Source organism: Solibacillus sp. FSL W7-1324 (assembly GCF_038008025.1).
GTDB lineage: Bacteria > Bacillota > Bacilli > Bacillales_A > Planococcaceae > Solibacillus.
Genome location: NZ_JBBOYH010000001.1, coordinates 1,062,636 through 1,085,593 on the forward strand (window position 1 = coordinate 1,062,636; position 22,958 = coordinate 1,085,593).

Sequence of the window (22,958 nt, forward strand, 5' to 3'; positions counted from 1 at the left end):
ATGAAAGCAAAAAAATCATTTCGATTTTGGATCGCTGTTGGAATTGTATTGATGACGGCATTATTTGCACCAATCTCAAATGGAACTTTTGCGATGGTAAGTAACGTATACGAAAACTGTAATGAAAACCCTGAAGTATGTTCAGAAGAGAAAAATTCAGATCAGAGTACTCCGGATGTCGACGCAGAACAAACTGACTCGGCATCCGTTAGTGTTGGATTTTGGGAATATCTGAAAGTATTAATAGCACTTGTCTTTGTTATTGGGCTATTATTGTTCATTTTAAAGTATTTAAACAAGCGTAACTTTAACTATCAACAAAACGCCGTTATAAAAAATATCGGTGGATTGTCTTTAGGACAGCAAAAGTCTGTACAATTATTACTAATTGGTAAACGAGTTTATGTAGTTGGTGTCGGCGATAACATTCAGCTTCTGAAGGAAATCGAATCCGAAGAAGAAATCGACCATTTATTAAATCAAATTGAAAATAAACAGAGCATGGTGAATACTTCACCATATATTGCTCAGTTAATTAATAGATTTTCACAAAAAAAACGCCATCAGGATATTTCGGAAAGCCCTAAATTCAATGACATGTTCAATGAAAAAATCGGCAAAATCAAGCAGCAACGTCGCGATGAACTTGAGCGTTGGAAGGAACAGGAGCGTGATGATCGATGAACGAACTTCTTTCCGTGTTTTCTGAAAGTGATCCGGGAAATGTTTCCACATCAGTTACACTATTATTCCTGTTAACTGTTCTATCTTTAGCGCCGAGTCTATTAATCTTAATGACGTCATTTGCGCGTATCGTTATCGTTCTGTCATTTACTAGGACAGCCCTTGCCACGAACCAGATGCCCCCTAACCAGGTAATTATCGGGTTGGCACTGTTTCTGACATTCTTTATTATGGCTCCTACCTTACAGCAAGTAAACGAGCAGGCATTACAGCCACTCTTCGATGAAGAAATTAATTTGGAAGAGGCATATGAACGTGCGACGATTCCGTTCAAACAATTTATGTCTCAGCATACAAGGCAAAAGGATTTAGAACTTTTTATCGAATATAATCAGGCAGAGTATCCGGATTCGATTGAGGAAATTCCGATGACGCTGCTCGTACCCGCATTTGCGTTAAGTGAAATTAAAACAGCTTTTCAAATGGGCTTTATGATTTTCATTCCGTTTTTAGTTATTGATATGGTAGTCGCAAGTACACTGATGTCAATGGGGATGATGATGCTGCCTCCAGTAATGATTTCACTGCCATTTAAAATCTTATTGTTTGTACTCGTCGATGGTTGGTATTTAGTGATGAAATCTTTACTTCAAAGTTTTTAGGGGATGATATAAAGTGACACAGGAAATGGTCATTGCAATTGCAGAAAATGCAGTATTCACGATATTGATAGTTTCGGGACCTTTACTATTAATCGCACTTATCAGCGGTTTAATAGTCAGTATTTTTCAGGCAACAACTTCCATTCAAGAACAGACATTGGCGTTCGTACCTAAAATCGTAGCGGTATTAGTGGCGATTATTTTTTTTGGTCCGTTCATGATCAGCAAAATGACGGACTACTTTCATGACATTTTAAATAACCTAGTTCGGTATATTGGGTGAGAAGATGACGGAATTACTACCGAATTTATCAATACTGCTATTAATTTTAGTACGTGTTTCTGCATTTTTTGTCTCCGTCCCTTTATTTTCATATCGTACAATACCACAGCAAGTGCGCATAATTTTGGCAGTCGCTTTAGCATGGATGATGTATTATACGTTTAATATTGAACCGTTTGAAATTAATGCTTTCTACTTGCTGCTCGTTTTAAAAGAAGCCATTATCGGTCTTATGCTGGGATTGGCAGCAATGATTATCGTTTCCGCTGTTCAAATAGCCGGGGGATTTATCGATTTCCAGATGGGTTTTGCGATGGCGAATATTATTGATCCGCAAACAGGCGCACAGTCGCCGTTAATGGGTCAGTTTTTAAACTTTTTAATGCTTTTAGTATTGCTTTCAATTAACGGTCATCATCTAATTTTAGATGGGATTTTTTATAGTTATCAGTTTATGCCGATGGACCAGTTTTTCCCGAATTTCGGTGAAGAAGGGACCGCATTGTTTATTATAAAAATATTTGTTTCTGTTTTTGCCATTGCATTTCAAATGTCAGCTCCAATAGTTGCAACATTATTTTTAGTAACGTTAGCGTTAGGAATTACAGGGAAAACGGTGCCGCAAATGAATATATTTGTAATCGGATTCCCGATCAAAATTGTAGTAGGGTTTCTTGTATTGATGGTGACAATGGCTGTATTAGTAGGAGTTATGAAGGAGCTAATTGAATTTATGATTATTTCTTTACGTGACTTAATGGTTATTTTAGGTGGTGGCTAACATGGACATAAAATTATTGATCAACGTTGACCTACAGTTTTTTGCTGGTGAAAAAACGGAAAAAGCAACACCGAAAAAACGTCAGGATTCACGAAAAAAAGGACAAGTATTAAAAAGTCAGGACGTCACTGCCGCCGTATTACTGTTATTGTCATTTTTCTTTTTACTTTTCTTTGCGCCATTCATGTACGAAGGAATGAGAGGTTTTTTACTGCAAGCACTTAACCGCAATATGTTAATTGAAACGCTGAACGCTGAAACCGTAATGGATATGTATGTTGAATCCATTAAAGAAATGGCTATTATCGTTCTGCCGATTATGGTCATTGCCATTATTGCAGGTATTGGAGCTAACTTTTTTCAGTTTGGCTTACTTTTTACAACAGAAACATTAAAAATAGATTTAAAAAAAATGGATCCGATCAAAGGGATCAAAAAGATAATTTCTGTTAGAGCAATCGTCAACTTAATTAAATCATTATTGAAAGTTACGTTGATCGGGACTGTGACAACTGTTGTCATTATTGTCTATTTAGAAGATGTATTGTCGCTTGCTTTACATAGTCCAGCGCAAATTTTGGCCACCGTAGCATACTTGTCGGCCATCATGGGAATTGCTGCATCGATTATGCTCGTATTCATTGCATTGTTTGACTATATTTATGAACGGTATGAATATGAAAAGCAATTAAAGATGTCAAAACAGGATCTTAAAGATGAACATAAAAATGCAGAGGGCGACCCGCTGATCAAGTCGAAAATTAAACAGCGTCAACGTGAAATGGCAATGCGCAGAATGATGCAGGATGTACCTGCTGCAGATGTGGTCATCACAAACCCGACCCATTTCGCCATTGCGCTAAAATACGATGAAGATATGATGGATGCGCCAAAAGTTGTTGCAAAAGGCACCGATTTTGTTGCACAGAAGATTAAACTTATTGCAAAAGAACATGATGTCATTATGGTAGAAAATCGTCCGCTTGCCCGTGCGATGTATGACCAGGTTGAAATCGGACAGGCTGTACCGGAAGAGTTTTTCAAAGCAGTTGCCGAAGTTCTTGCATATGTATACCGGATTAAACGCAAAATTTGACATAGATTTCAGGAGGGACAACAATGCAAATACGCGACATAGGGGTTTTAGCTGCAGTGATCATGGTTGTAGCGATGCTCATTATCCCTCTTCCACATTGGCTACTCAGTTTTTTAATTATTATAAATATTACATTTGCGCTGCTCGTGTTATTAACTTCAATGAATATGAAGGAAGCGCTCGATTTCTCGATATTCCCAACTGTCATTCTATTATTAACGTTATTCCGTCTGGCATTGTCTGTATCTACGACACGTGCGATTTTAGCGGAAGGTGACGCAGGTAAAGTAGTAGAGACATTTGGTAATTTCGTAACAGGCGGTAATATTTTAGTAGGTTTAGTTATTTTCCTATTATTAGTTATTATCCAGTTCATCGTTATTACAAAAGGTTCGGAGCGTGTTGCGGAAGTTGCTGCACGTTTTACTTTGGATGCGATGCCTGGTAAGCAAATGAGTATCGATGCAGATTTAAACGCCGGAATGATTTCGGAAAAGGAAGCGCGCGAACGTCGTGAAAAAGTATCCGGAGAAGCAGACTTTTATGGAGCGATGGATGGTGCGACGAAATTCGTTAAAGGGGATGCGATTGCCTCTATCATTATGGTCGGCATTAACTTACTGTTCGGTATGATAATCGGTATGGTTCAGATGGAGCTGAGTTTCGGTGAAGCGGCATCGAAGTATTCAATGCTGACAGTCGGTGATGGACTAGTATCGCAAATCCCGGCATTACTAATTTCCACTGCAACAGGGATTGTTGTAACACGTGCCGCTTCTAAAGGAAATCTTGGTTCAGATATTACAGCACAATTATTTGCTCAATCAAAACTCCTTTATGTCGCTGCAGGTACAATTCTTCTGCTTGGATTATTCACACCGATTCCGGACTGGATTACCATTCCGATTGCGATAGCATTAGCGACTGGCGCGTTCTTGATGGATCGCAAAAAAGAGGAAACACCGGAAGAGATTATGGAATTCGAAGAGGAAGTTGCTTCTGATACGATGAAAAGTCCGGAAAATGTTATTAATCTATTGAATGTAGATCCAATCGAATTCGAGTTTGGGTACGGATTGATTCCGTTAGTGGATGCGGCCCAAGGTGGGGATTTATTGGACCGCGTAGTTATGATCCGCCGTCAGCTTGCATTGGAGCTCGGAATTGTTATACCGATTGTCCGAATCCGCGACAATATCCAGCTTCAGCCAAATGAGTACCGAATTAAAATTAAGGGAAATGAAATGGCAAGAGGCGAATTACTGCTTGATCATTATTTGGCAATGAGTCCAGGGGATGATAATTCAATCGATGGTATTGATACAATCGAGCCGTCATTTGGATTGCCTGCAAAATGGATTACAGAAGCAGTAAAAGAGGATGCCGAAATGTTCGGTTATACAGTAGTCGATCCGCCAAGTGTTGTTTCTACACATTTAACCGAAATTATCCGTGCAAATGCCCACGATCTGCTTGGTCGTCAAGAGACAAAGCAATTGATCGATCATTTACGCGAAACCCATGCGATTTTAGTGGACGATTTAATTCCGACACCATTGTCGATAGGGGAAGTCCAAAAAGTATTGGCAAAGCTATTGCGTGAAAATGTCTCAATACGGAATTTGCCGATTATTTTTGAAACTTTAGCAGATTATGCAAAGCTTACTAGCGATCCTGATATTTTAACAGAATATGTGAGACAGGCATTGGCTAGACAAATAACATCACAATTCATTAACGGCCAACAGGCACTAAAAGTAATTACAGTATCGGCAAAAGTGGAAAAACTTGTGGCTGACAGCATTCAGCAAACAGACCACGGTAACTATTTGGCAATGGATCCACAGCAGTCGCAATTTGTTTTGGAAGCTATTGCAAAAGAAGTGGAGCGTGTTTCCTATACGGAGCAGTCGCCAATTATTTTATGTTCGCCTGCTGTGCGCCTGTATGTTAGACAATTAACAGAACGTTATTTCCCGCAAGTACCGATTCTTTCGTATAACGAATTGGATGCAGCTGTTGAAATTCAAAGTGTAGGGGTGGTGAATGTAGAATGAAGATGAAAAAATACAATGCACCTTCCATTGCTGAGGCGATGAAACTAATTCGCGCCGATTTAGGGGAAGATGCGGTTATTCTGAATTCAAAGGTCGTCGTGACGAAAAAGTTTTTTGGATTAGTAAAAAATAAAAGCTATGAAGTCGTGGCAGGTTATGACCAGGTGGAAAAGAAACCTTCATTACCGTCTTTTGAAGACATGCCGACATTTGCACCGCAATTGAAAGGGGAAGGGATTACCGAAACAGCTTCGTCTATGGAAACGCACAAAAAAGTTCCGCAAGACGATGCTGGCGTCATGCCTGAAAGCCTGGCAAAAGAGATTGCTGATTTAAAATCAATGATGCAATCGATGCAGCGTATGTCGACACAATCTCAATATCCTGATGAACTCTTATCATTTATCGACTTTCTACGTGAGCAGGAACTTGGAGAGGAGCTTATCACAAAAATCAGTGATGAGCTTTTTATGTATTATAACGGCCAAGGCCAACAAATCACATGGACCGATATGCAGGAAGTTGCCAAGGACTATTTAAGAAAAGAATTGTATGACTTGCCGATCAGCGGAATTTCATATGAGAAAAAATACATTAATGTGCTAGGACCAACAGGAGTTGGGAAAACGACAACGATAGCGAAAATGGCAGCACGTGCAGTCCTTGAAAAGAAAAAGAAAATCGGTTTTATTACGACGGACACATACCGTATCGCCGCGATTGAACAATTGAAGACGTATGCCGCGTTACTGCAGGCACCTGTGGAAGTTGTTTATAATGCAACAGATTATGCAGAAGCGATTAAAAAGTTTGACCATTTGGATTTAATTTTTATAGATACGGCCGGAAGAAACTATAAAGAAGCGAAATATGTAGAAGATTTAAAGTCATTAATACAATTTAGTGAACAAGTAGAATCTTACCTCGTTTTATCTTTAACGTCTAAGCAAAAAGACTTAGAATCAATTATTGAACAATTTTCGAACATGCATATTGAAAAATTTATCTTTACGAAGCTTGATGAAACAAATTCTATTGGCACTATGTTTAATTTAATGATTAAATATAATAAAGGACTAGCTTATTATACGAATGGTCAAGAAGTACCAGAAGATATCGAACAGCCAAATAGTGATAATTTACTAGAACTTTTCTTCAAGGAGAACTCGGATGAAAGATCAAGCTGAAAAGTTACGACAGAAAATGCTTGGAAGCGAACATAGGTCAGGGCGGTCAATTGCTGTTGTTAGTGGAAAAGGCGGTGTAGGTAAAAGTAATTTTACGACAAACTTCGCGACTCTATTATCAAAAAAAGGGAAAAAAGTAGTTATATTAGATATGGATATCGGTATGGGAAATGTCCACATTCTCATAGGAAGCTCTGCCAAATACAATTTGAAGGATTATCTGGATGGACAAGTACCGCTTGAAGAAGTTCTTTGTGAAACGAATGAAGGGGTAAGCTATATTTCCGGCGGTTCCGGAATGTCGTCTTTAATGGAATGGTCTCCTGATGTTTTTGCCCGTCTTGTTTCGGCATTTGAAACATTACAGAAAGACTATGATTTTGTTTTATTTGATATGGGAGCGGGTGTTGTTGATTGGTCTCTAGATCTATTAACATCTATCGAAGAAATTATTGTTATTTCTACGGCGGAACCGACGTCCATTATGGATGCTTATTCTATGATGAAATTTATTCATATGAGAGATCCGATAAAGAAATTTTATCTGTTAGGCAATCGGGCGTATACAGTCGAAGAAGGGCAAGATACGACACAACGCCTTAAAACAGTGATGCAGCGTTTTTTGGAGAAAGAAGTAACGGTTTTAGGATCACTGCCGGAAGATCCTGTCGTGCGTCAAGCAGTACGTCAGCAAGCGTTATTTACACTCGTGTATCCTGATGCCCCGGTTTCTAAAACAATGTTAAAAATTGTTGATCAATTTTTAACAACGCAGGCCGAATTGAAAGAAGTGCATGCTACGAAAGAGTCTATGAAATTTATAGCAAAATTAAAAAACATCTTTTCGAGAGGGCGTGAGTAAATGAGCAACTTACAGAAAACTAAACTGCTAGTTGTTGATGATTCCGCCTTTATGCGGAAGCTAATAAGCGATTTTTTTTCGGATCATCCGAATATTGAAGTCATCGGGGCAGCACGTAATGGGAAAGACGCCATTAAAAAGATTGAGCAGCTGAAGCCCGATGTCGTGACAATGGATGTGGAAATGCCGGAAATGAATGGGATGGAAGCGTTAAAAGAAATTATGCAGAAGTGTCCATTACCTGTAATCATGCTTTCCAGCACGACAAAGCGCGGAGCAGAAAATACATTAATGGCAATGGAATACGGTGCAGTAGATTTTGTTGCAAAACCAAGCGGCTCCATTTCATTGGATTTACATAAAATTAAGGATGAACTTGTACGAAAAGTGGAAGGAGCTTCTAAAGTAACGGTTTCGAAACTGAGAAAACCTTTCAATAAATCGACTATTGCAAGTCAGGTTCCTCATCATCTTTTAAACAATGAAGAACCAAAACTAAAAAGTATGACAAAGCCCAATGTTCAGATTGATGTGCCGATTAAAAAAACGGAGTGGAGCAAAACTTCGAAGAAAATCATTTTAATCGGAACTTCAACTGGTGGCCCAAGAGCTTTACAGGAAGTAATTACAAAAATTCCAGCAAATGTGGCTGCACCGATTTTAATTGTGCAGCATATGCCTGCCGGTTTTACAAAATCATTGGCAGCAAGATTGGATCAATTAAGTGAAATTCATGTAAAAGAAGCAGAACAGGGTGACCTTTTGCAAAAAGGGACTGCCTATATTGCGCCGGGTGGCTACCATCTTAAATTAAGAAAAGTCGGGTCGTCATTCGCTGTCGTACTCGATGATCATGAACCGCCAAGAGCAGGCCATCGCCCATCTGTAGATGTCATGTTTGAAGAAGTCAGCCAGTATTCAGAGTTTGATAAAATTGCCGTCATAATGACCGGAATGGGCTATGATGGGTCAAAAGGTCTAGTGTCGCTCAAAAAAACAGGTAATGTCATGGCTATTGCCGAGTCAGCAGAAACATGTATCGTATATGGAATGCCGAAAGCTGCCGTGGAAACGCAGCTTGTAGATGAAGTGGCGGATGTTGATGATATTGCCAAAACAATTATGAAATATATGCCTTAAAAAGGGGTGCCCTCTAAATGGAATTAAATCAATATTTGGAAATGTTCATTGAAGAAAGTAAAGAGCATTTACAAGCGTGCAGTGAACACTTATTGGAATTGGAAAAAAACCCGGAAGACTTAACGATTGTCGGAGAGATTTTCCGTTCGGCACATACTTTAAAAGGTATGGCAGCAACAATGGGCTTTGAAGATTTAGCCGACTTAACACATAAAATGGAAAATATTTTAGATGCGATCCGCAATGATAAAATCAAAGTGAATGCAGAAATTTTGGATGTCGTTTTCGAATCTGTCGACCATTTAGAAGAAATGGTATTCAACATTGCAGATGGCGGTGATGGTAAACGCAATGTGCAAGCAACAGTGGAAAAGCTTAAGCGCATTGAAGCAGGTGAACCGGCAACTGCTCCTTCTGAAGAATCATTAGCAGGACAGGAAATTGCTGCTGCAATGGTAGCCAATGAGCTTGAACAGCCAGTTGAAACAGCAGAATTGAAATTGTCCTATGATGATTTTGAAAAAACGGTCATTCTGCAATCTTCCGAACAGGAATTTAATGCATATGAAATTACAGTAGCCTTGCGTGATGATTGCTTATTAAAAGCAGCTCGTGTATTCATGGTATTTGAAATCCTGGAGAAAAACGGGGATGTCATTAAATCTACTCCGACTGTAGATAAACTGGAAGAAGAACAGTTTGATAGTGAATTCCATGTAGCCTTTATTTCGAAAGAGCCAGCGGAAGATTTGCAAAAGATGCTGATGAAAGTATCGGAAGTTGATCGTGCCATTGTCAAGAAAATCGACCGTGATATGTTTGTTACGAAAACTACGGCAATCGAAGTAACTGCTGAAGAAGTACAGCAACAGCCTGTGGTACAGGAAAATCTGACTGCTGTTTCTGAAGAACAGCCTAAAAAAACAGCATCTGCTAAAAATAATAATAGTAAATCAGGGCATGCATCAAGTAAAACAATTCGCGTAAATATCGAACGTCTTGATATTTTAATGAACTTGTTTGAAGAACTTGCAATCGATCGCGGTCGCCTTTTATCAATCGCCGGTGATGTAAATCATGGTGAATTGAATGAAACGGTTGAACGAATGAGCCGTACAATGGGAGATCTGCAAAATATCGTTCTAACGATGCGCATGGTTCCTGTAGATACAGTATTCAACCGTTTCCCGAAAATGGTACGCCAATTGTCGCGTGATTTAAATAAAAAAATTGAACTTAATATTGTCGGTGCAGAAACAGAGCTTGACCGCACAGTTATTGATGAAATTGGAGATCCGTTAGTTCACTTGATCCGCAACTCAGTTGATCATGGAATTGAAAGTCCGGAAGTGCGCCGTGCAAAAGGCAAACCGGAAGAAGGAACAGTGGAACTTCGTGCTTATCATAGCGGGAACTATGTATTCATCGAAATTGAAGATGACGGCGCAGGGATTAACCGCGACAAAGTGCTGGCAAAAGCATTGTCTAAAGGAATTGTTACACATGAGCAATCATTGACAATGACCGACAAACAAATCAACGAGTTGATTATGGCTTCCGGTTTCTCAACTGCCGATGTCATCTCAGATGTTTCGGGCCGTGGTGTCGGTCTGGATGTTGTGAAAACAACGATTGAATCACTAGGCGGCAACATTTCGATTGAATCGACTCAAAATGTCGGGTCGGTCTTCTCAATTCAATTACCGCTGACACTGTCGATCATATCAGTCATGCTTGTAGAAATCGAAAATGAAATTTATGCAATTCCGTTATCATCTATTATTGAAACATCGATTATCCGTCACTCAGATATTTTGAACGCTCATAATCAAAAAGTAATCGATTTCCGTGGTAAAGTTGTGCCGCTTGTATTCCTGGAAGAAATTTTTGAAGTACCGCGTGCTGAACAAAAAAATGATGGCTTCCATTCAGTTGTAATCGTCCGCAAAGGCGATAAACTAGCTGGTTTAGTAGTCGATTCATTTATCGGCCAACAGGAAATTGTGTTGAAATCATTAGGTAACTACTTAACGAATATCTTTGCGATTTCAGGTGCAACGATTTTAGGAAACGGAAAAGTGGCGTTAATTGTAGACTGTAACGCACTGATGAAGTAAAAGGATAAGAGGTGTGAAGAATGACGAATGCAACAGAGCAAAAAAACTTGAAAGTAATTGTTTTTCAATTAGCAGATAAAGAATATGCCATTCCTGTTTCGCACGTAAAGGGAATCGAAAAGTTAATGCATATTACACGTGTACCGAAAACAGAACGTTATGTAAAAGGTGTCATTAATCTTCGTGGTGTTGTAACGCCTGTCATCGATTTACGTGAACGTTTTGACTTGCCGGTATCAGGTAACGAAGAAACAACCCGAATTATTATTATTACACTGGAAACGATGGAAGTCGGTTTTATTGTCGATTCAGCAAATGATGTTTTGGACATTGATGCATCTTCCATTGAACAGCAACCGGAAGTGGTTGGCTCTCTAGAGGAAGATTTTATTGCAGGTGTCGCAAAATTGGAAAACCGCTTATTAATTTTACTTCACTTAGATAAAGTATTAAATCCGATCGATTAATTTCAATGAATAATTTTCCAGGTAAGCCGTGCTTGCCTGGAATCTATTAAAGTAGGGATTGAAAATGAACTTTAGTGAAAAAATTACGTTGATGCATTTAGATGTATTAAAGGAAATCGGAAATATTGGTGCTGCACATGCGGCTACAGCATTATCGAATTTATTGGGAAAAAAGATTGATATGCGTGTACCCGATGTGAAAATGGCCTCGTTTAATGAAATGATGGAACTCGCTGGCGGATCGGAAAACGCTGTTGTCGGCATTTATCTTCGAATAGAAGGGGATGCTCAAGGAAGCATGTTTTTCATTTTGCCGATTGAACAGGCAAACCGATTTATCCGGAGCCTCATCCATGACGATACTTTTGATTTTCACACACCACCATATTCTGAACTGGGCTTGTCGGCAATGCAGGAAATGGGCAATATTTTATCCGGCTCTTATTTATCGGCCTTATCCGATTTTACGGGTCTTAAAATCTATCCGACAGTACCGGGACTAAGTGTTGATATGTTTGGCGCGATTATTAGCATCGGACTGATTGAACTATCACAAGTAAGTGATACGGTCATCGTCATTAACACATCTATATATGAAGAAGTGATGTCTGATGATGAAGCGGTAAAAGGACAGTTCTTCCTGTTGCCTGAACCCGATTCATTTGAAGCGATTTTTAAAGCATTAGGAGTGCCTACGACATGATAGTTATTAATTCAAACGAAGTGATTAAAGTAGGCATTGCACAAATGGATATCGTGAAAATTCCTAAAACGATTCGTACGTCTGGATTAGGTTCTTGTGTCGGTGCAGTCATTTACGACGACTCCAAAAAAGTTGCCGGTATGGTCCATGTCATGCTGCCGGATTCCAGCTTAAATCGAACGGCCACAATGAATGCCGCAAAATTTGCCGATACGGGAATTGCCGCTTTAGTCGATCTTTTAAAACAAGAAGGTGTGCAGCCCTTTAAGTTGAAGGCAAAAATTGCGGGCGGCGCACAAATGTTCCAGTTTACGTCAGATAAAGATTCCATGAGGATCGGACCTAGAAATGTGGAAGCTGTAAAAGCGAAGTTGAAAGAGCTGGGCATACGGCTTGTCGCTGAAGACACGGGTGGAAACAGCGGTCGTACAATCGAATTTAACCCTGAAACGAGCATGCTTCAAGTTCGTACTGTCAATAAAGGAGTGAGTGAAATTTAATGTTTGGTTCAATATATTATAATTTTTGGGCAGCACTACTTTCATTCGCTGTATATTTTATCGCTGCAATTCAAAATCCGTATGCGATGCCGCTGCCGACGATCGGTGCAGCTTTTGTCGCAGCTGTCATTGCATTTAGTTTAATGTTTCTGATCCGCTATTTCATCGGCTATGTATTTTATACACCCGAAGTACCTGTTATGTTACCGACAGAAGAGGAACTGGCTGTAGTTGCGAAAGAGACGGAAAAAACAGAGACCGATCCGCAAAATGGACATACGGCAATGGAAGTTGAAGAGGAGAATACGGAAGAAATTGCACAAGTCGTTCGTTCGATGCTTCAAAGCGATGAATCCCTTTCACGGTAAAAGAGTCGTAAATCCGACTCTTTTTTATTTAGTGAAATATAAGGAAATACTGTGTCGAAATACTGGATTAAATGTATATTAAAAGGCTTTTTGATATAATGAACACAAATAATGTTACTTTTCAAATAAAGGGGTGGGTATGTTTGACAGAACAAAGGCATAGAGACGAACAATCATTATGGGTTCGTTGGACAAAGAACCGTGATCCCGAAGCTGGCGATTTATTAATAAAAAAGTTTAAACCACTCGTATCATATCATGTACAGCGTATTGCTGTAGGGCTTCCAAAGAACATTTCCAGAGATGACCTGATGAGTCTTGGGATGATGGGGCTGTTTGATGCGTTGAATAAATTTGATATAAACCGAGATTTAAAATTTGATACGTATGCCTCATTCCGTGTGCGCGGTGCTATTCTCGACGGTTTACGTAAAGAGGACTGGCTCCCAAGATCGGCGCGGGAAAAAGCAAAAAAGCTGGAATCGCAAATCGAATCACTAGAGCAGAAGCTGATGCGCCATGCGACACCGGAAGAAGTTGCAGCACATATGAATTTGCCGGTCGAAGAAGTGTACCAAACGTTCCAGGAGCATTTTTTCTCAAATGTGCTGTCCATCAATGAGCAGCTGGACCAGGAAGAATCGGAAGGCAAGTCCTTTGTTATCCGTGATGACAATACGAAAACACCTGAGCAGCAAACCGTTCATGTAGAGCTATTGGGCGATTTGGCTGAAAATATTAAAAAGCTGAATGAAAAAGAACAGCTTGTCATCAGTCTGTTCTACTCAGAAGAATTAACATTAACCGAAATCGGTGAAATACTGGAACTGTCGACATCAAGAATTTCGCAAATCCACTCAAAAGCATTGTTTAAATTACGTAAATTATTGTCTTCGGAAATGATCAATACGTAAGGAGGCGGCGTTATGAGCTTGAAAGGTCTGGAGTTGCAGATAGCGATTCCGAAAACATTTGAGGCAGGGAAAATGGCGGATCAGCGTCAACAAAATACGATCCTGCAGCAAATGCATGCAAACGAAGCACTGAACAGGGAACTGGAACGCAAACAATTATCCGTCAATGAAACAGAGCATCTGAACACAGTCAATGATGACGAGCAGGAAACGGCTTCCCAAAGCGGAGAAGAGCAAATGCAGGACAACAAGAAAAATAAGGAACAGCTAGATCAGAAAGTGCAGCACCCGTTTAAAGGGAATCTTTTTGATTATAGTGGCTAGGAGCAGTCAACATGATCGCAGTTATAATAACCTTGTTTCTTATCCAAATGATTACGATTTTTGCAATTGTTCTTTTATATAGTAAGCTTTCTAAATATCAGAATTTGGAAAAGCGCCAAAATGAACTGATTAATGAAATGGACAATGCGATTAGTGTATATTTAATGGAGATGAAAGAAGAAAACGACCGGCTAATCAGCGAGTTGAAAAAAACAGATGGCCCTCAGAAAACGGCAACATCCCGTAAAGAGGAGTCTTCACTATATTTAAAAGAGCAGCCGGTAAAAGAACAGGAAATAGAACCGCGCAAATTCGTTCCGGTCAAGCAAGCAGCTAGTGCCTATCAAAAACAGAAAACACAGCAGCATGTTGAGGAGAAAAACGATGAACCAACAGTAATAGCGGAACCGCTTTCTGAAGAAAATGATATTCAAGAAGAGAAAATGACGTTCGAGCAGGAAGTCATCCATCATTACCGCAATGGAAAAACAATTGAAGAAATTGCAAAAATGATGGAACGCGGGAAAACAGAAATTGAACTCCTTGTAAAGTTTCATGCGTAAAGTAGTTGCACTTGAAAGTCTATTATGATATATTTACAAACGGTGTTAACAATACACACGTATTTTGATGTAGTAAGTGGTGCTCGTAAGTCTACGGGTAGCTTGTTGCAGATGAAAAATACGGAGGAAAAAAACCAAACATATTAGGAGGAAACACTCATGTCAGTAATTTCAATGAAACAATTACTAGAAGCTGGTGTACATTTCGGTCACCAAACTCGCCGTTGGAACCCAAAAATGAAGAAATATATCTTCGTAGAGCGTAACGGTATTTACATTATCGATTTACAAAAAACGGTTAAAAAATTAGAAGAAGCATACGATTTCATGCGTCAAGTTGGTCAAGACGGTGGTAAAGTTTTATTCGTAGGTACGAAAAAACAAGCACAAGAAGCGATCAAAGAAGAAGCTGAACGTTCAGGTAACTACTACATCAACCAACGTTGGTTAGGTGGTACTTTAACTAACTTCGGTACTATTCAAAAACGTGTACAACGTATGAAAGATATCGAAAAAATGGAAGAAGACGGCACTTTCGCTGTACTTCCTAAAAAAGAAGTAATCCAACTTAAAAAAGAGCACGAGCGCTTAGTTAAATTCTTAGGCGGTATCCGTGATATGAAAGCTATTCCGGACGTAATGTTCGTTGTAGACCCTCGTAAAGAGCGTATCGCAGTTGCAGAAGCAATCAAATTAAACATCCCTCTAGTTGGTATCGTAGACACTAACTGTGATCCGGATGAAATTGATTACGTAATCCCTGCAAACGACGATGCTATCCGCGCGGTTAAATTATTAACTGCTAAAATGGCTGACGCTTTATTAGAAGCTAAACAAGGTGAAGAAGAAGCTCCTGCAGTAGAAGAAGCTACAGCTGAGTAATTCACTGTTAGAAAAGGTGATAAGTGGATGAACCCCTTATCACCTTTTTTTGAGAAATGAATTTGAAGATGTATGAATCGTTGAAAAATAGCGGTTTATCGCTTAAAGTATGAAATAGTGTAAATAAATTTTTTCATTATATTTAGGAGGAAACTCAATATGGCAAACATTACTGCACAATTAGTAAAAGAATTACGCGAAAAAACAGGCGCAGGTATGATGGACTGTAAAAAAGCATTAGTATCAACAGAAGGTGACATCGACGCTGCAATCGATTTCCTACGTGAAAAAGGTTTAGCTGCTGCTGGCAAAAAAGCTGACCGTATCGCTGCTGAAGGTACAACTTACATTTTAGAAAACGGTAATGAAGCGATTCTTTTAGAAGTAAACGCTGAAACAGACTTCGTTGCGAAAAACGACAAGTTCCAAATTTTAGTTTCTTCTTTAGCAGAGCAATTATTAGCTGCGAAACCAGAATCAGTAGAAGCTGCTTTAGAATTAGAAAAAGACGGCGTGAAAATCGCTGACCAAATTTCTACAGCTACTGCTACAATCGGTGAAAAAATCTCATTACGTCGTTTCGAAATCAAAACAAAAACTGATGCAGATGCATTCGGTTCTTACTTACACATGGGCGGACGTATTGGTGTATTAGTAGTTCTTGAAGGTTCTACTGACGCTGCTGCTGCAAAAGATATCGCTATGCATATCGCTGCAATCAACCCAACTTACATTTCTCGTGACGAAGTTTCTGCTGACGAAGTAGAACGTGAGCGCAAAGTATTAACTGAGCAAGCGTTAAACGAAGGTAAACCAGAAAACATCGTAGCGAAAATGGTAGAAGGCCGTCTTGGTAAATACTTCGAAGACGTATGTTTATTAGACCAAGCTTTCGTTAAAAACTCAGATCAAAAAGTACGCGACTTCGTAAACTCATTAAATGCTACTGTAACAAGCTTCACTCGTTATGCAGTTGGTGAAGGTATCGAAAAGCGTGAAGATAACTTCGCTGAAGAAGTAATGAGCCAAGTTAAAGGTAACTAATTAAATTACAACTTAAATTAACACTAATTTAAGCAACCAGTAGGGAGCACCATTTGCGTGTTCCCTATTTTTAAAGAAATCTATTTTTGAATGAAGCGAAGTACGATACATAAAAATTATGGCGTATTTCCTTTTAAATAAATGAGTAACGGAGGTCTACTATGGGTGTGTCAGAGTACAAACGAGTAGTTATTAAACTTAGCGGGGAAGCATTAGCTGGAGAATTAGGCTTCGGTTTCTCACCGGATGTTATTAAATCGATCGCTGCAGAAATTAAAGAAGTTATCGACTTAGGTGTAGAGGTCGCATTAGTTGTCGGCGGAGGCAACATTTGGCGCGGTAAAATCGGCGCTGAAATGGGTATGGAACGTGCCAATGCAGATTATATGGGGATGTTGGGAACAGTGATGAATGCACTTGCATTACAGGACTCATTGGAAAATCTGGGTGTTCCTACACGTGTTCAATCATCAATCGTTATGACACAAGTTGCAGAGCCATATATTCGACGTAAAGCAGTTCGCCATCTGGAAAAAGCGCGTGTTGTAATCTTTGCTGCGGGAACAGGTAACCCATACTTCTCGACAGATACTACAGCAGCTTTACGTGCCGCAGAAATTAATGCAGATGCAATTTTAATGGCGAAAAATAATGTGGATGGCGTTTATTCTGCAGATCCAAAATTAGATTCTGAAGCAGTTAAGTATGACACACTTACGTATTTAGACGTTATTCAGCAAGGTTTACAAGTAATGGATTCTACAGCTTCGACATTATGTATGGATAATGATATCAAGCTGGTCGTTTTCAACTTATCAGAACCAGGTAATATTAAACGTGCCGCATTAGGCGAAAATATTGGAACAGTTGTTAGGAGAGATGCGTAATGACACAACAAGTATTAAATCAGGCAAAAGAAAAAATGACAAAATCAATTAATGCTTTCTCACGTGAATTAGCTTCAATTCGTGCAGGTGTAGCAAATGCTTCACTATTGGATCGTATTATGGTGGACTACTATGGTTCTCCAACACCGATCAACCAAATGGCAGGTATTTCTGTACCGGAAGCACGCCTTTTAGTTATTCAGCCTTATGATAAATCAATCTTAGGTGAAATCGAAAAAGCGATTATGCGTTCAGATATCGGGATTACACCGACAAATGACGGTAATGTCATTCGTTTAGCTGTACCGGCATTAACTGAAGAGCGTCGTAAAGAATTAGTAAAACAGGTGAAAAAAGAAGCGGAAGACGCAAAAGTTGCTGTACGTAACGTGCGCCGTGATGCAAACGACGACCTGAAAAAATTAGAAAAGAACGGTGAAATCACAGAAGACGAACTACGCGGCTTCAACGATGACATCCAAAAACTAACAGACAACTCAATCGTTAAAATCGAAGAGTTAGTGAAAGAAAAAGAAAAAGAAATTTTAACAGTTTAATTTTAGGGATATTTTATGAAATGGGTCGATTGGAATGAAGGGGAGGCGAGTAGTTTATGCCTTCTCATTCATTAAGGCGTTGCTTCTGCGGTGGCCGCAATAAATTGCCGCCATCCTCGGCGCAAAGAATTAGAGACAAAAAAATTTGACTCTAATTCTTGCCCGCGGAAAGCGTCTGACCCGCAATGGATGTTAACCCGAATGTTAATAAGATAATTCTAGATTTAATAATTTTTCTTCGCGCTGGTGGATCACATTAGCGCGAAATCTTTTTCTGGCGATGTATGAACTTTACATGGATTAAAACGTCCTGCTAATGAGGACGTTTTTTTTACAATAATAGATAAATCTTAAGTTTGTTAGGGAAGTATAGCTGTAGCAAAAAAAGCGCATTAACCCATTTCCCCTAATTGAAAGTATAAATTGTAGAAAAAATACATATGAAAGTTAAAGGAAGAACAATTTATTCTTTAAGATACTAAAGAAGTTCATTATATAAAAAGGACAGGTAATCCCTTTTTTGATATGATAAAAAGGGAAACGGTCCGAACTGTGCAGTTGGGGGTATTAACTATGTTTAAAAAACTTTTTGGGAAAAATACAAATAAAGAACAGTCATTCAGTAGTGAAAATGTGGACTTAGTTAAGGGAGAGGATATCCCGACCCATATTGCAATTATTATGGACGGAAATGGACGTTGGGCAAAAAAACGTTCAATGCCTCGAGTTGCAGGGCATCATGAAGGAATGAAAACAGTTCGAAAAATAACACGTTGCGCTTGTGATTTAGGAGTAGAAGTATTGACGCTCTATGCGTTTTCAACGGAAAACTGGAAGCGTCCTAAATCAGAAGTGGAATTTTTAATGCGTTTACCAGAGCAATTTTTAAATTCCTTTTTACCAGAGCTGATGGAGCGAAATATTAAAGTAGAAATGATCGGTGTGATGGATTCATTGCCGGAATATACCCAATCTGCTTTAAAAAAGGCAATGGAAGCGACTGCAGGGAATACAGGGTTAGTCTTAAACTTTGCGATGAATTATGGTGGGCGTGCTGAAATTGTAATGGCGATGCAAAAGCTTCTGAAAGAGGTAGAAGCAGGAAACCTTACAATTGACGAATTAAATGAACAACATATTTCCCAGTATGTAATGACGGCTCATTTACCTGAACCCGATTTATTAATTCGCACGAGTGGTGAAGTGCGCATAAGTAACTTTATGCTATGGCAGCTTGCCTATACGGAATTTTGGTTCACTGATACGCATTGGCCGGATTTTGACGAAGCTTGTTTAAAAGAGGCAATCTCTGTGTATCAAAACCGTAACCGCCGTTATGGGGGGCTGAAAGGAGAAGGAACAAGTTGAAACAACGCATCATTACCGGAGTAATTGCTGCAGCATTATTTATTCCATTCGTAATTTATGGAGGAACGCCATTTGCGATTTTAATGAGTATTATCGCAGCCATTGGTTTCTATGAATTGCTGAAAATGAAAGGAATTTCAATTGCATCTGTTCCAGGTATTATTGGTACACTTGCATTATTCGTATTGGTTGTACCAAATGAATGGTCACTGAAAATCGTTGAATTTTTCCAATATGATTCATTATTAATGATCGTATATGGAATCGCGATATTACTGCTGATTTATATTGTACTTGTAAAAAATAAAATGACGTTTGATGAAATTGGTTTCATCGTGCTAGGGGCATTATATGTCGGCCTTGGTTTCCATTATTTTATCGAAACACGTTTTATCGGTTTGGAATATGTCGTGTTTGTGCTATTAGTCGTATGGACAACAGATTCCGGTGCCTATTTTGTTGGACGTAAATTAGGGAAAAATAAATTATGGCCGGAAATTTCGCCGAAAAAAACAGTGGAAGGTTTTATTGGCGGGATTGTTATTGCAGTTATTTTCGCGATTGCGATGCAGCTTACGTATCCATTTGCATCAAGCTGGCTGCAATTAATCGTTGTAACAATTATTGCATCGATTATTGGTCAAATGGGCGATTTAGTCCAATCGGCTATTAAACGCCATTATGGTGTGAAAGATTCGGGTAATATTCTTCCAGGACACGGCGGTATTTTGGACCGCTTTGACAGTTTACTGTTTGTCGTACCATTACTGCATTTTTTACATTTCTTTTCCTAGGACATAGAAGGGACGTATCATTGTGAAAAAAATTAGTTTATTAGGTGCAACAGGTTCCATCGGATGGCAGACTTTTGATATTTTACTTGCAAATCCGAACGAATTTAAGCTTGTTGCATTTTCAGCCGGACAAAATATTGAAAAGTCCCGCGAAATTATAGAAAAACTTCAACCAGAATTAGTTTCAATGCAAACGGAGGAAGCGGCAGGCATTTTACAAAAAGAGTTCCCGCATGTTTCCTTTACATATGGCGAAAAAGGATTGGTCGAAGTGGCGACACATCCGGATTCGACAGTACTTGTCAATGCGGTATTAGGCAGCGTTGGACTGGAATCGACACTTGCTGCGATCCGTATGGGGAAAACGATTGCCATTGCGAATAAAGAAACTCTTGTAACAGCCGGCCATCTTGTAATGGCGGAAGCAAAAAAATACAATGCCCCGATCTTACCGGTGGACAGTGAGCATTCCGCTATTTTCCAATCGATGAACGGCGAAAATAAAAAACGTATCGAGCGTATTATTTTAACGGCATCGGGTGGTTCATTCCGTGATAAAACAAGGGATGAGCTGGTAGGAGTAACGGTAAAAGATGCACTGAATCATCCGAACTGGTCAATGGGAGCCAAAATTACAATTGACTCAGCGACAATGATGAATAAAGGGCTTGAAGTGATTGAGGCACATGTACTGTTTGATATGCCTTATGACAATATCGACGTATTGCTGCACCGTGAAAGCATTATTCACTCGATGGTGGAATATGAGGATACAAGTGTCATCGCACAGCTAGGAACACCGGATATGCGTGTACCGATCCAATATGCGCTTAGCTACCCTGACCGTTTACCGCTTTCAAATGGCCAACGTTTAAATTTGGCTCAAATTGGACAGCTTCATTTTAAGGAAGTGGATTTTGACCGTTTCCGCGCATTAAAACTTGCATATGATGCAGGGCGAATGGGCGGTACAATTTTAACGGCAATGAACGCGGCGAATGAGGCAGCTGTTGCATTGTTTTTACAGGAAAAAATTACTTTTTTACAAATTGAAGAATGTATTGAGCGTATTATGAATAGTCATAACAATATCGCTTTGCCAGATTTAGCAACTATTTTACATGTAGACAGTGAAACGAGAAAAACAGTCGCAAGCATGGTAAAATAGTAAAGTGTGAAAACGGACGTGAAAAACGAAAAGGTGGACATCCCCTCTTTGTACAAGCGGTGCCTTTTTCAAGAGCTTGATTGCTAGAAAAGATTGAGCGAAATAATACTCGGCTCAGTTCCAATGAAGGTGGGAGATTATGCAAACAGTTATAGCCTTTATTTTAATTTTTGGCTCACTCGTATTTTTCCATGAGCTAGGTCACTTCCTATTTGCAAAGAAAGCGGGCATTATGGTGCGTGAATTTGCGATTGGTATGGGACCGAAGATTTTTGGGATGACGAAAGGTGAAACAGTCTATACGCTACGATTATTGCCGATTGGCGGTTATGTAAGAATGGCCGGCGAAGATACCGATACGGTAGAATTGCAGCCTGGTTACCGCGTAGCTTTAATAACGAACGAAGAAAATATTGTAGAAAAAATCATACTCAACCAAAAAACACATTACCAGAACGTCATCTTTTTAGAAGTGGAGCGTGCGGATTTAGAACGCGAACTTTGGATTGAAGGTTATGATGAGGATGATCAGTTCATCCGCTACAATGTATCACGTACAGCAAGCATCGTTGAAAATGGTACCGACCAGATGATTGCACCGCTTGATCGCCAATTCAATTCAAAATCTGTTGGTGCTCGTGCGATGGCCATTTTTGCAGGTCCATTATTCAACTTTATTTTAGCGTTTTTCATCTTCCTGATTATCGGGCTGATTCAAGGGATTCCATCCGATGAACCGATTATTGCCGAAGTTGTGGACGACTCTGTTGCGAGCAGTGCCGGGTTGGTTGATGGGGATAAGGTTGTCAAAGTAAACGGTCAGCCGATTTCAACTTGGGAACAATTATCAGCGCAAATTTTCAACAACCCGAACAAAACTGTGACATTCGAAGTTGAACGTCCAGCGGGCAATGAAATCATTGAACTTACACCGAAAGCTGTGGAACAAGAAGGCGGCCAACCGTATGGCCAAATCGGTGTTATGCGTTCCATTGAAAAAAATCCATTACAAGCCGTAGTGTATGGTGTGGAAGAAACGTATAACATGATTATTACAATCGGTAAACTTGTCGGAAAACTGGTTACCGGCCAATTCTCGATTGACGCTTTATCAGGACCGGTAGGAATTTATAAAACAACTGAAACGGTCGTAACTTTCGGTTTATATAATATTCTATACTTTGCGGCAATGCTGAGCGTCAACTTAGGAATTATGAACTTGTTACCATTACCAGCACTTGATGGTGGCCGTTTACTATTCTTCGCTGTTGAAGCAGTAAGAGGAAAACCGATCGACCGTCAAAAAGAAGGTATGGTTCACTTCGTCGGAATCCTCCTCCTGATGATCTTAATGGTCGTCGTGACATGGAATGATATCCAGCGATTCTTCTTCTAAAAACAATTAAGATGATTTAACTAGGTGGCGAGCAGGTTGATTGACCCTCAATGGAAATCAACCCTATGTCAGAGGTAGAATCTCTTTTAAACAAAATACGTTTTAAAATGGCAGCTTTGAGCGTTTTGTATGAATAATACTAGCGTTCAAAGCT

25 protein-coding genes are annotated in these 22,958 nt (G+C 39.5%); all 25 read left to right on the plus strand.

Annotated features, from left to right (window positions below; genetic code table 11):
• Complete coding sequence (locus MKY71_RS05035; RefSeq protein ID WP_340731777.1) at window positions 1-684, plus strand: flagellar biosynthetic protein FliO; 684 nt, start codon at window positions 1-3, stop codon at window positions 682-684.
• Window positions 681-1,346: a flagellar type III secretion system pore protein FliP gene (fliP, locus tag MKY71_RS05040; protein ID WP_339175562.1), complete on the plus strand. Its 666-nt coding sequence runs from the start codon at window positions 681-683 to the stop codon at window positions 1,344-1,346. The genes MKY71_RS05035 and fliP overlap by 4 nt, the downstream gene beginning before the upstream one ends.
• A gap of 13 nt (window positions 1,347-1,359) precedes the next feature.
• Complete coding sequence (fliQ, locus tag MKY71_RS05045) at window positions 1,360-1,629, plus strand: flagellar biosynthesis protein FliQ (RefSeq protein ID WP_008403270.1); 270 nt, start codon at window positions 1,360-1,362, stop codon at window positions 1,627-1,629.
• Between the two features lie 4 nt (window positions 1,630-1,633).
• On the plus strand, window positions 1,634-2,410 hold the full coding sequence (fliR, locus tag MKY71_RS05050; protein ID WP_340731778.1) for a flagellar biosynthetic protein FliR: 777 nt from the start codon (window positions 1,634-1,636) through the stop codon (window positions 2,408-2,410).
• A 1-nt stretch (window position 2,411) separates the two neighbouring features.
• Window positions 2,412-3,506 carry a flagellar biosynthesis protein FlhB gene (gene flhB, locus MKY71_RS05055; protein WP_340731779.1) on the plus strand — a complete coding sequence of 365 codons (1,095 nt, stop codon included), beginning with the start codon at window positions 2,412-2,414 and terminating at the stop codon, window positions 3,504-3,506.
• A gap of 23 nt (window positions 3,507-3,529) precedes the next feature.
• Window positions 3,530-5,563: a flagellar biosynthesis protein FlhA gene (gene flhA, locus MKY71_RS05060; protein ID WP_340731780.1), complete on the plus strand. Its 2,034-nt coding sequence runs from the start codon at window positions 3,530-3,532 to the stop codon at window positions 5,561-5,563.
• Window positions 5,560-6,750 carry a flagellar biosynthesis protein FlhF gene (gene flhF / locus MKY71_RS05065; protein ID WP_340731781.1) on the plus strand — a complete coding sequence of 397 codons (1,191 nt, stop codon included), beginning with the start codon at window positions 5,560-5,562 and terminating at the stop codon, window positions 6,748-6,750. The genes flhA and flhF overlap by 4 nt, the downstream gene beginning before the upstream one ends.
• A complete protein-coding gene (locus MKY71_RS05070) occupies window positions 6,734-7,612 on the plus strand; it encodes a MinD/ParA family protein (protein ID WP_340731782.1) in 879 nt (292 codons plus the stop codon). The genes flhF and MKY71_RS05070 overlap by 17 nt, the downstream gene beginning before the upstream one ends.
• On the plus strand, window positions 7,613-8,752 hold the full coding sequence (locus MKY71_RS05075; protein ID WP_340731783.1) for a protein-glutamate methylesterase/protein-glutamine glutaminase: 1,140 nt from the start codon (window positions 7,613-7,615) through the stop codon (window positions 8,750-8,752). It begins immediately after the preceding gene.
• A gap of 17 nt (window positions 8,753-8,769) precedes the next feature.
• Window positions 8,770-10,869 carry a chemotaxis protein CheA gene (locus MKY71_RS05080; RefSeq protein ID WP_340731784.1) on the plus strand — a complete coding sequence of 700 codons (2,100 nt, stop codon included), beginning with the start codon at window positions 8,770-8,772 and terminating at the stop codon, window positions 10,867-10,869.
• A 20-nt stretch (window positions 10,870-10,889) separates the two neighbouring features.
• The gene (locus MKY71_RS05085; RefSeq protein WP_079525246.1) at window positions 10,890-11,336 is read left to right on the plus strand and encodes a chemotaxis protein CheW; all 447 of its coding nucleotides are present in this window, start codon (window positions 10,890-10,892) and stop codon (window positions 11,334-11,336) included.
• 64 nt (window positions 11,337-11,400) lie between these two features.
• A complete protein-coding gene (locus MKY71_RS05090) occupies window positions 11,401-12,039 on the plus strand; it encodes a chemotaxis protein CheC (protein ID WP_340731785.1) in 639 nt (212 codons plus the stop codon).
• Window positions 12,036-12,539: a chemotaxis protein CheD gene (locus MKY71_RS05095; protein WP_339175577.1), complete on the plus strand. Its 504-nt coding sequence runs from the start codon at window positions 12,036-12,038 to the stop codon at window positions 12,537-12,539. The genes MKY71_RS05090 and MKY71_RS05095 overlap by 4 nt, the downstream gene beginning before the upstream one ends.
• Entirely contained in the window at window positions 12,539-12,907 is a 369-nt protein-coding gene (locus MKY71_RS05100; RefSeq protein WP_340731786.1) for a multidrug transporter, read from the plus strand. The genes MKY71_RS05095 and MKY71_RS05100 overlap by 1 nt, the downstream gene beginning before the upstream one ends.
• Before the next feature lie 143 nt (window positions 12,908-13,050).
• On the plus strand, window positions 13,051-13,821 hold the full coding sequence (locus tag MKY71_RS05105; RefSeq protein ID WP_079525256.1) for a FliA/WhiG family RNA polymerase sigma factor: 771 nt from the start codon (window positions 13,051-13,053) through the stop codon (window positions 13,819-13,821).
• Between the two features lie 12 nt (window positions 13,822-13,833).
• Window positions 13,834-14,145, plus strand: coding sequence for an RNA polymerase subunit sigma (locus tag MKY71_RS05110; RefSeq protein WP_340731787.1), 312 nt, complete (start codon window positions 13,834-13,836; stop codon window positions 14,143-14,145).
• 11 nt (window positions 14,146-14,156) lie between these two features.
• On the plus strand, window positions 14,157-14,708 hold the full coding sequence (locus MKY71_RS05115) for a DUF6115 domain-containing protein (protein ID WP_340731788.1): 552 nt from the start codon (window positions 14,157-14,159) through the stop codon (window positions 14,706-14,708).
• Between the two features lie 159 nt (window positions 14,709-14,867).
• Complete coding sequence (rpsB, locus tag MKY71_RS05120) at window positions 14,868-15,590, plus strand: 30S ribosomal protein S2 (RefSeq protein WP_079525262.1); 723 nt, start codon at window positions 14,868-14,870, stop codon at window positions 15,588-15,590.
• 159 nt (window positions 15,591-15,749) lie between these two features.
• The gene (tsf, locus tag MKY71_RS05125) at window positions 15,750-16,634 is read left to right on the plus strand and encodes a translation elongation factor Ts (protein ID WP_340731789.1); all 885 of its coding nucleotides are present in this window, start codon (window positions 15,750-15,752) and stop codon (window positions 16,632-16,634) included.
• Between the two features lie 161 nt (window positions 16,635-16,795).
• Window positions 16,796-17,521 carry a UMP kinase gene (gene pyrH / locus MKY71_RS05130; protein ID WP_339175584.1) on the plus strand — a complete coding sequence of 242 codons (726 nt, stop codon included), beginning with the start codon at window positions 16,796-16,798 and terminating at the stop codon, window positions 17,519-17,521.
• Window positions 17,521-18,078 (plus strand): ribosome recycling factor, encoded by a 558-nt coding sequence (gene frr / locus MKY71_RS05135; protein ID WP_339175585.1) that lies wholly within the window; start codon window positions 17,521-17,523, stop codon window positions 18,076-18,078. The genes pyrH and frr overlap by 1 nt, the downstream gene beginning before the upstream one ends.
• 573 nt (window positions 18,079-18,651) lie before the next feature.
• Window positions 18,652-19,446 carry an isoprenyl transferase gene (locus MKY71_RS05140; protein ID WP_339175587.1) on the plus strand — a complete coding sequence of 265 codons (795 nt, stop codon included), beginning with the start codon at window positions 18,652-18,654 and terminating at the stop codon, window positions 19,444-19,446.
• Window positions 19,443-20,240 carry a phosphatidate cytidylyltransferase gene (locus tag MKY71_RS05145; protein ID WP_340731790.1) on the plus strand — a complete coding sequence of 266 codons (798 nt, stop codon included), beginning with the start codon at window positions 19,443-19,445 and terminating at the stop codon, window positions 20,238-20,240. Before MKY71_RS05140 ends, MKY71_RS05145 begins: the two co-directional genes overlap by 4 nt.
• Before the next feature lie 22 nt (window positions 20,241-20,262).
• On the plus strand, window positions 20,263-21,408 hold the full coding sequence (gene dxr / locus MKY71_RS05150; protein ID WP_340731791.1) for a 1-deoxy-D-xylulose-5-phosphate reductoisomerase: 1,146 nt from the start codon (window positions 20,263-20,265) through the stop codon (window positions 21,406-21,408).
• A gap of 139 nt (window positions 21,409-21,547) precedes the next feature.
• Window positions 21,548-22,804: an RIP metalloprotease RseP gene (gene rseP / locus MKY71_RS05155; RefSeq protein WP_340731792.1), complete on the plus strand. Its 1,257-nt coding sequence runs from the start codon at window positions 21,548-21,550 to the stop codon at window positions 22,802-22,804.
• Window positions 22,805-22,958: the final 154 nt, after the last annotated feature.

Bases quoted from the DNA above. Each gene is read 5' to 3' on its own strand.
- MKY71_RS05035 (WP_340731777.1), top strand. From the start codon at position 1: ATGAAAGCAAAAAAATCATTTCGATTTTGGATCGCTGTTGGAATTGTA.
- fliP (WP_339175562.1), top strand. From the start codon at position 681: ATGAACGAACTTCTTTCCGTGTTTTCTGAAAGTGATCCGGGAAATGTT.
- fliR (WP_340731778.1), top strand. From the start codon at position 1,634: ATGACGGAATTACTACCGAATTTATCAATACTGCTATTAATTTTAGTA.
- flhB (WP_340731779.1), top strand. From the start codon at position 2,412: ATGGACATAAAATTATTGATCAACGTTGACCTACAGTTTTTTGCTGGT.
- flhA (WP_340731780.1), top strand. From the start codon at position 3,530: ATGCAAATACGCGACATAGGGGTTTTAGCTGCAGTGATCATGGTTGTA.
- flhF (WP_340731781.1), top strand. From the start codon at position 5,560: ATGAAGATGAAAAAATACAATGCACCTTCCATTGCTGAGGCGATGAAA.
- MKY71_RS05070 (WP_340731782.1), top strand. From the start codon at position 6,734: ATGAAAGATCAAGCTGAAAAGTTACGACAGAAAATGCTTGGAAGCGAA.
- MKY71_RS05075 (WP_340731783.1), top strand. From the start codon at position 7,613: ATGAGCAACTTACAGAAAACTAAACTGCTAGTTGTTGATGATTCCGCC.
- MKY71_RS05080 (WP_340731784.1), top strand. From the start codon at position 8,770: ATGGAATTAAATCAATATTTGGAAATGTTCATTGAAGAAAGTAAAGAG.
- MKY71_RS05085 (WP_079525246.1), top strand. From the start codon at position 10,890: ATGACGAATGCAACAGAGCAAAAAAACTTGAAAGTAATTGTTTTTCAA.
- MKY71_RS05090 (WP_340731785.1), top strand. From the start codon at position 11,401: ATGAACTTTAGTGAAAAAATTACGTTGATGCATTTAGATGTATTAAAG.
- MKY71_RS05095 (WP_339175577.1), top strand. From the start codon at position 12,036: ATGATAGTTATTAATTCAAACGAAGTGATTAAAGTAGGCATTGCACAA.
- MKY71_RS05100 (WP_340731786.1), top strand. From the start codon at position 12,539: ATGTTTGGTTCAATATATTATAATTTTTGGGCAGCACTACTTTCATTC.
- MKY71_RS05110 (WP_340731787.1), top strand. From the start codon at position 13,834: ATGAGCTTGAAAGGTCTGGAGTTGCAGATAGCGATTCCGAAAACATTT.
- MKY71_RS05115 (WP_340731788.1), top strand. From the start codon at position 14,157: ATGATCGCAGTTATAATAACCTTGTTTCTTATCCAAATGATTACGATT.
- rpsB (WP_079525262.1), top strand. From the start codon at position 14,868: ATGTCAGTAATTTCAATGAAACAATTACTAGAAGCTGGTGTACATTTC.
- tsf (WP_340731789.1), top strand. From the start codon at position 15,750: ATGGCAAACATTACTGCACAATTAGTAAAAGAATTACGCGAAAAAACA.
- pyrH (WP_339175584.1), top strand. From the start codon at position 16,796: ATGGGTGTGTCAGAGTACAAACGAGTAGTTATTAAACTTAGCGGGGAA.
- frr (WP_339175585.1), top strand. From the start codon at position 17,521: ATGACACAACAAGTATTAAATCAGGCAAAAGAAAAAATGACAAAATCA.
- MKY71_RS05140 (WP_339175587.1), top strand. From the start codon at position 18,652: ATGTTTAAAAAACTTTTTGGGAAAAATACAAATAAAGAACAGTCATTC.
- rseP (WP_340731792.1), top strand. From the start codon at position 21,548: ATGCAAACAGTTATAGCCTTTATTTTAATTTTTGGCTCACTCGTATTT.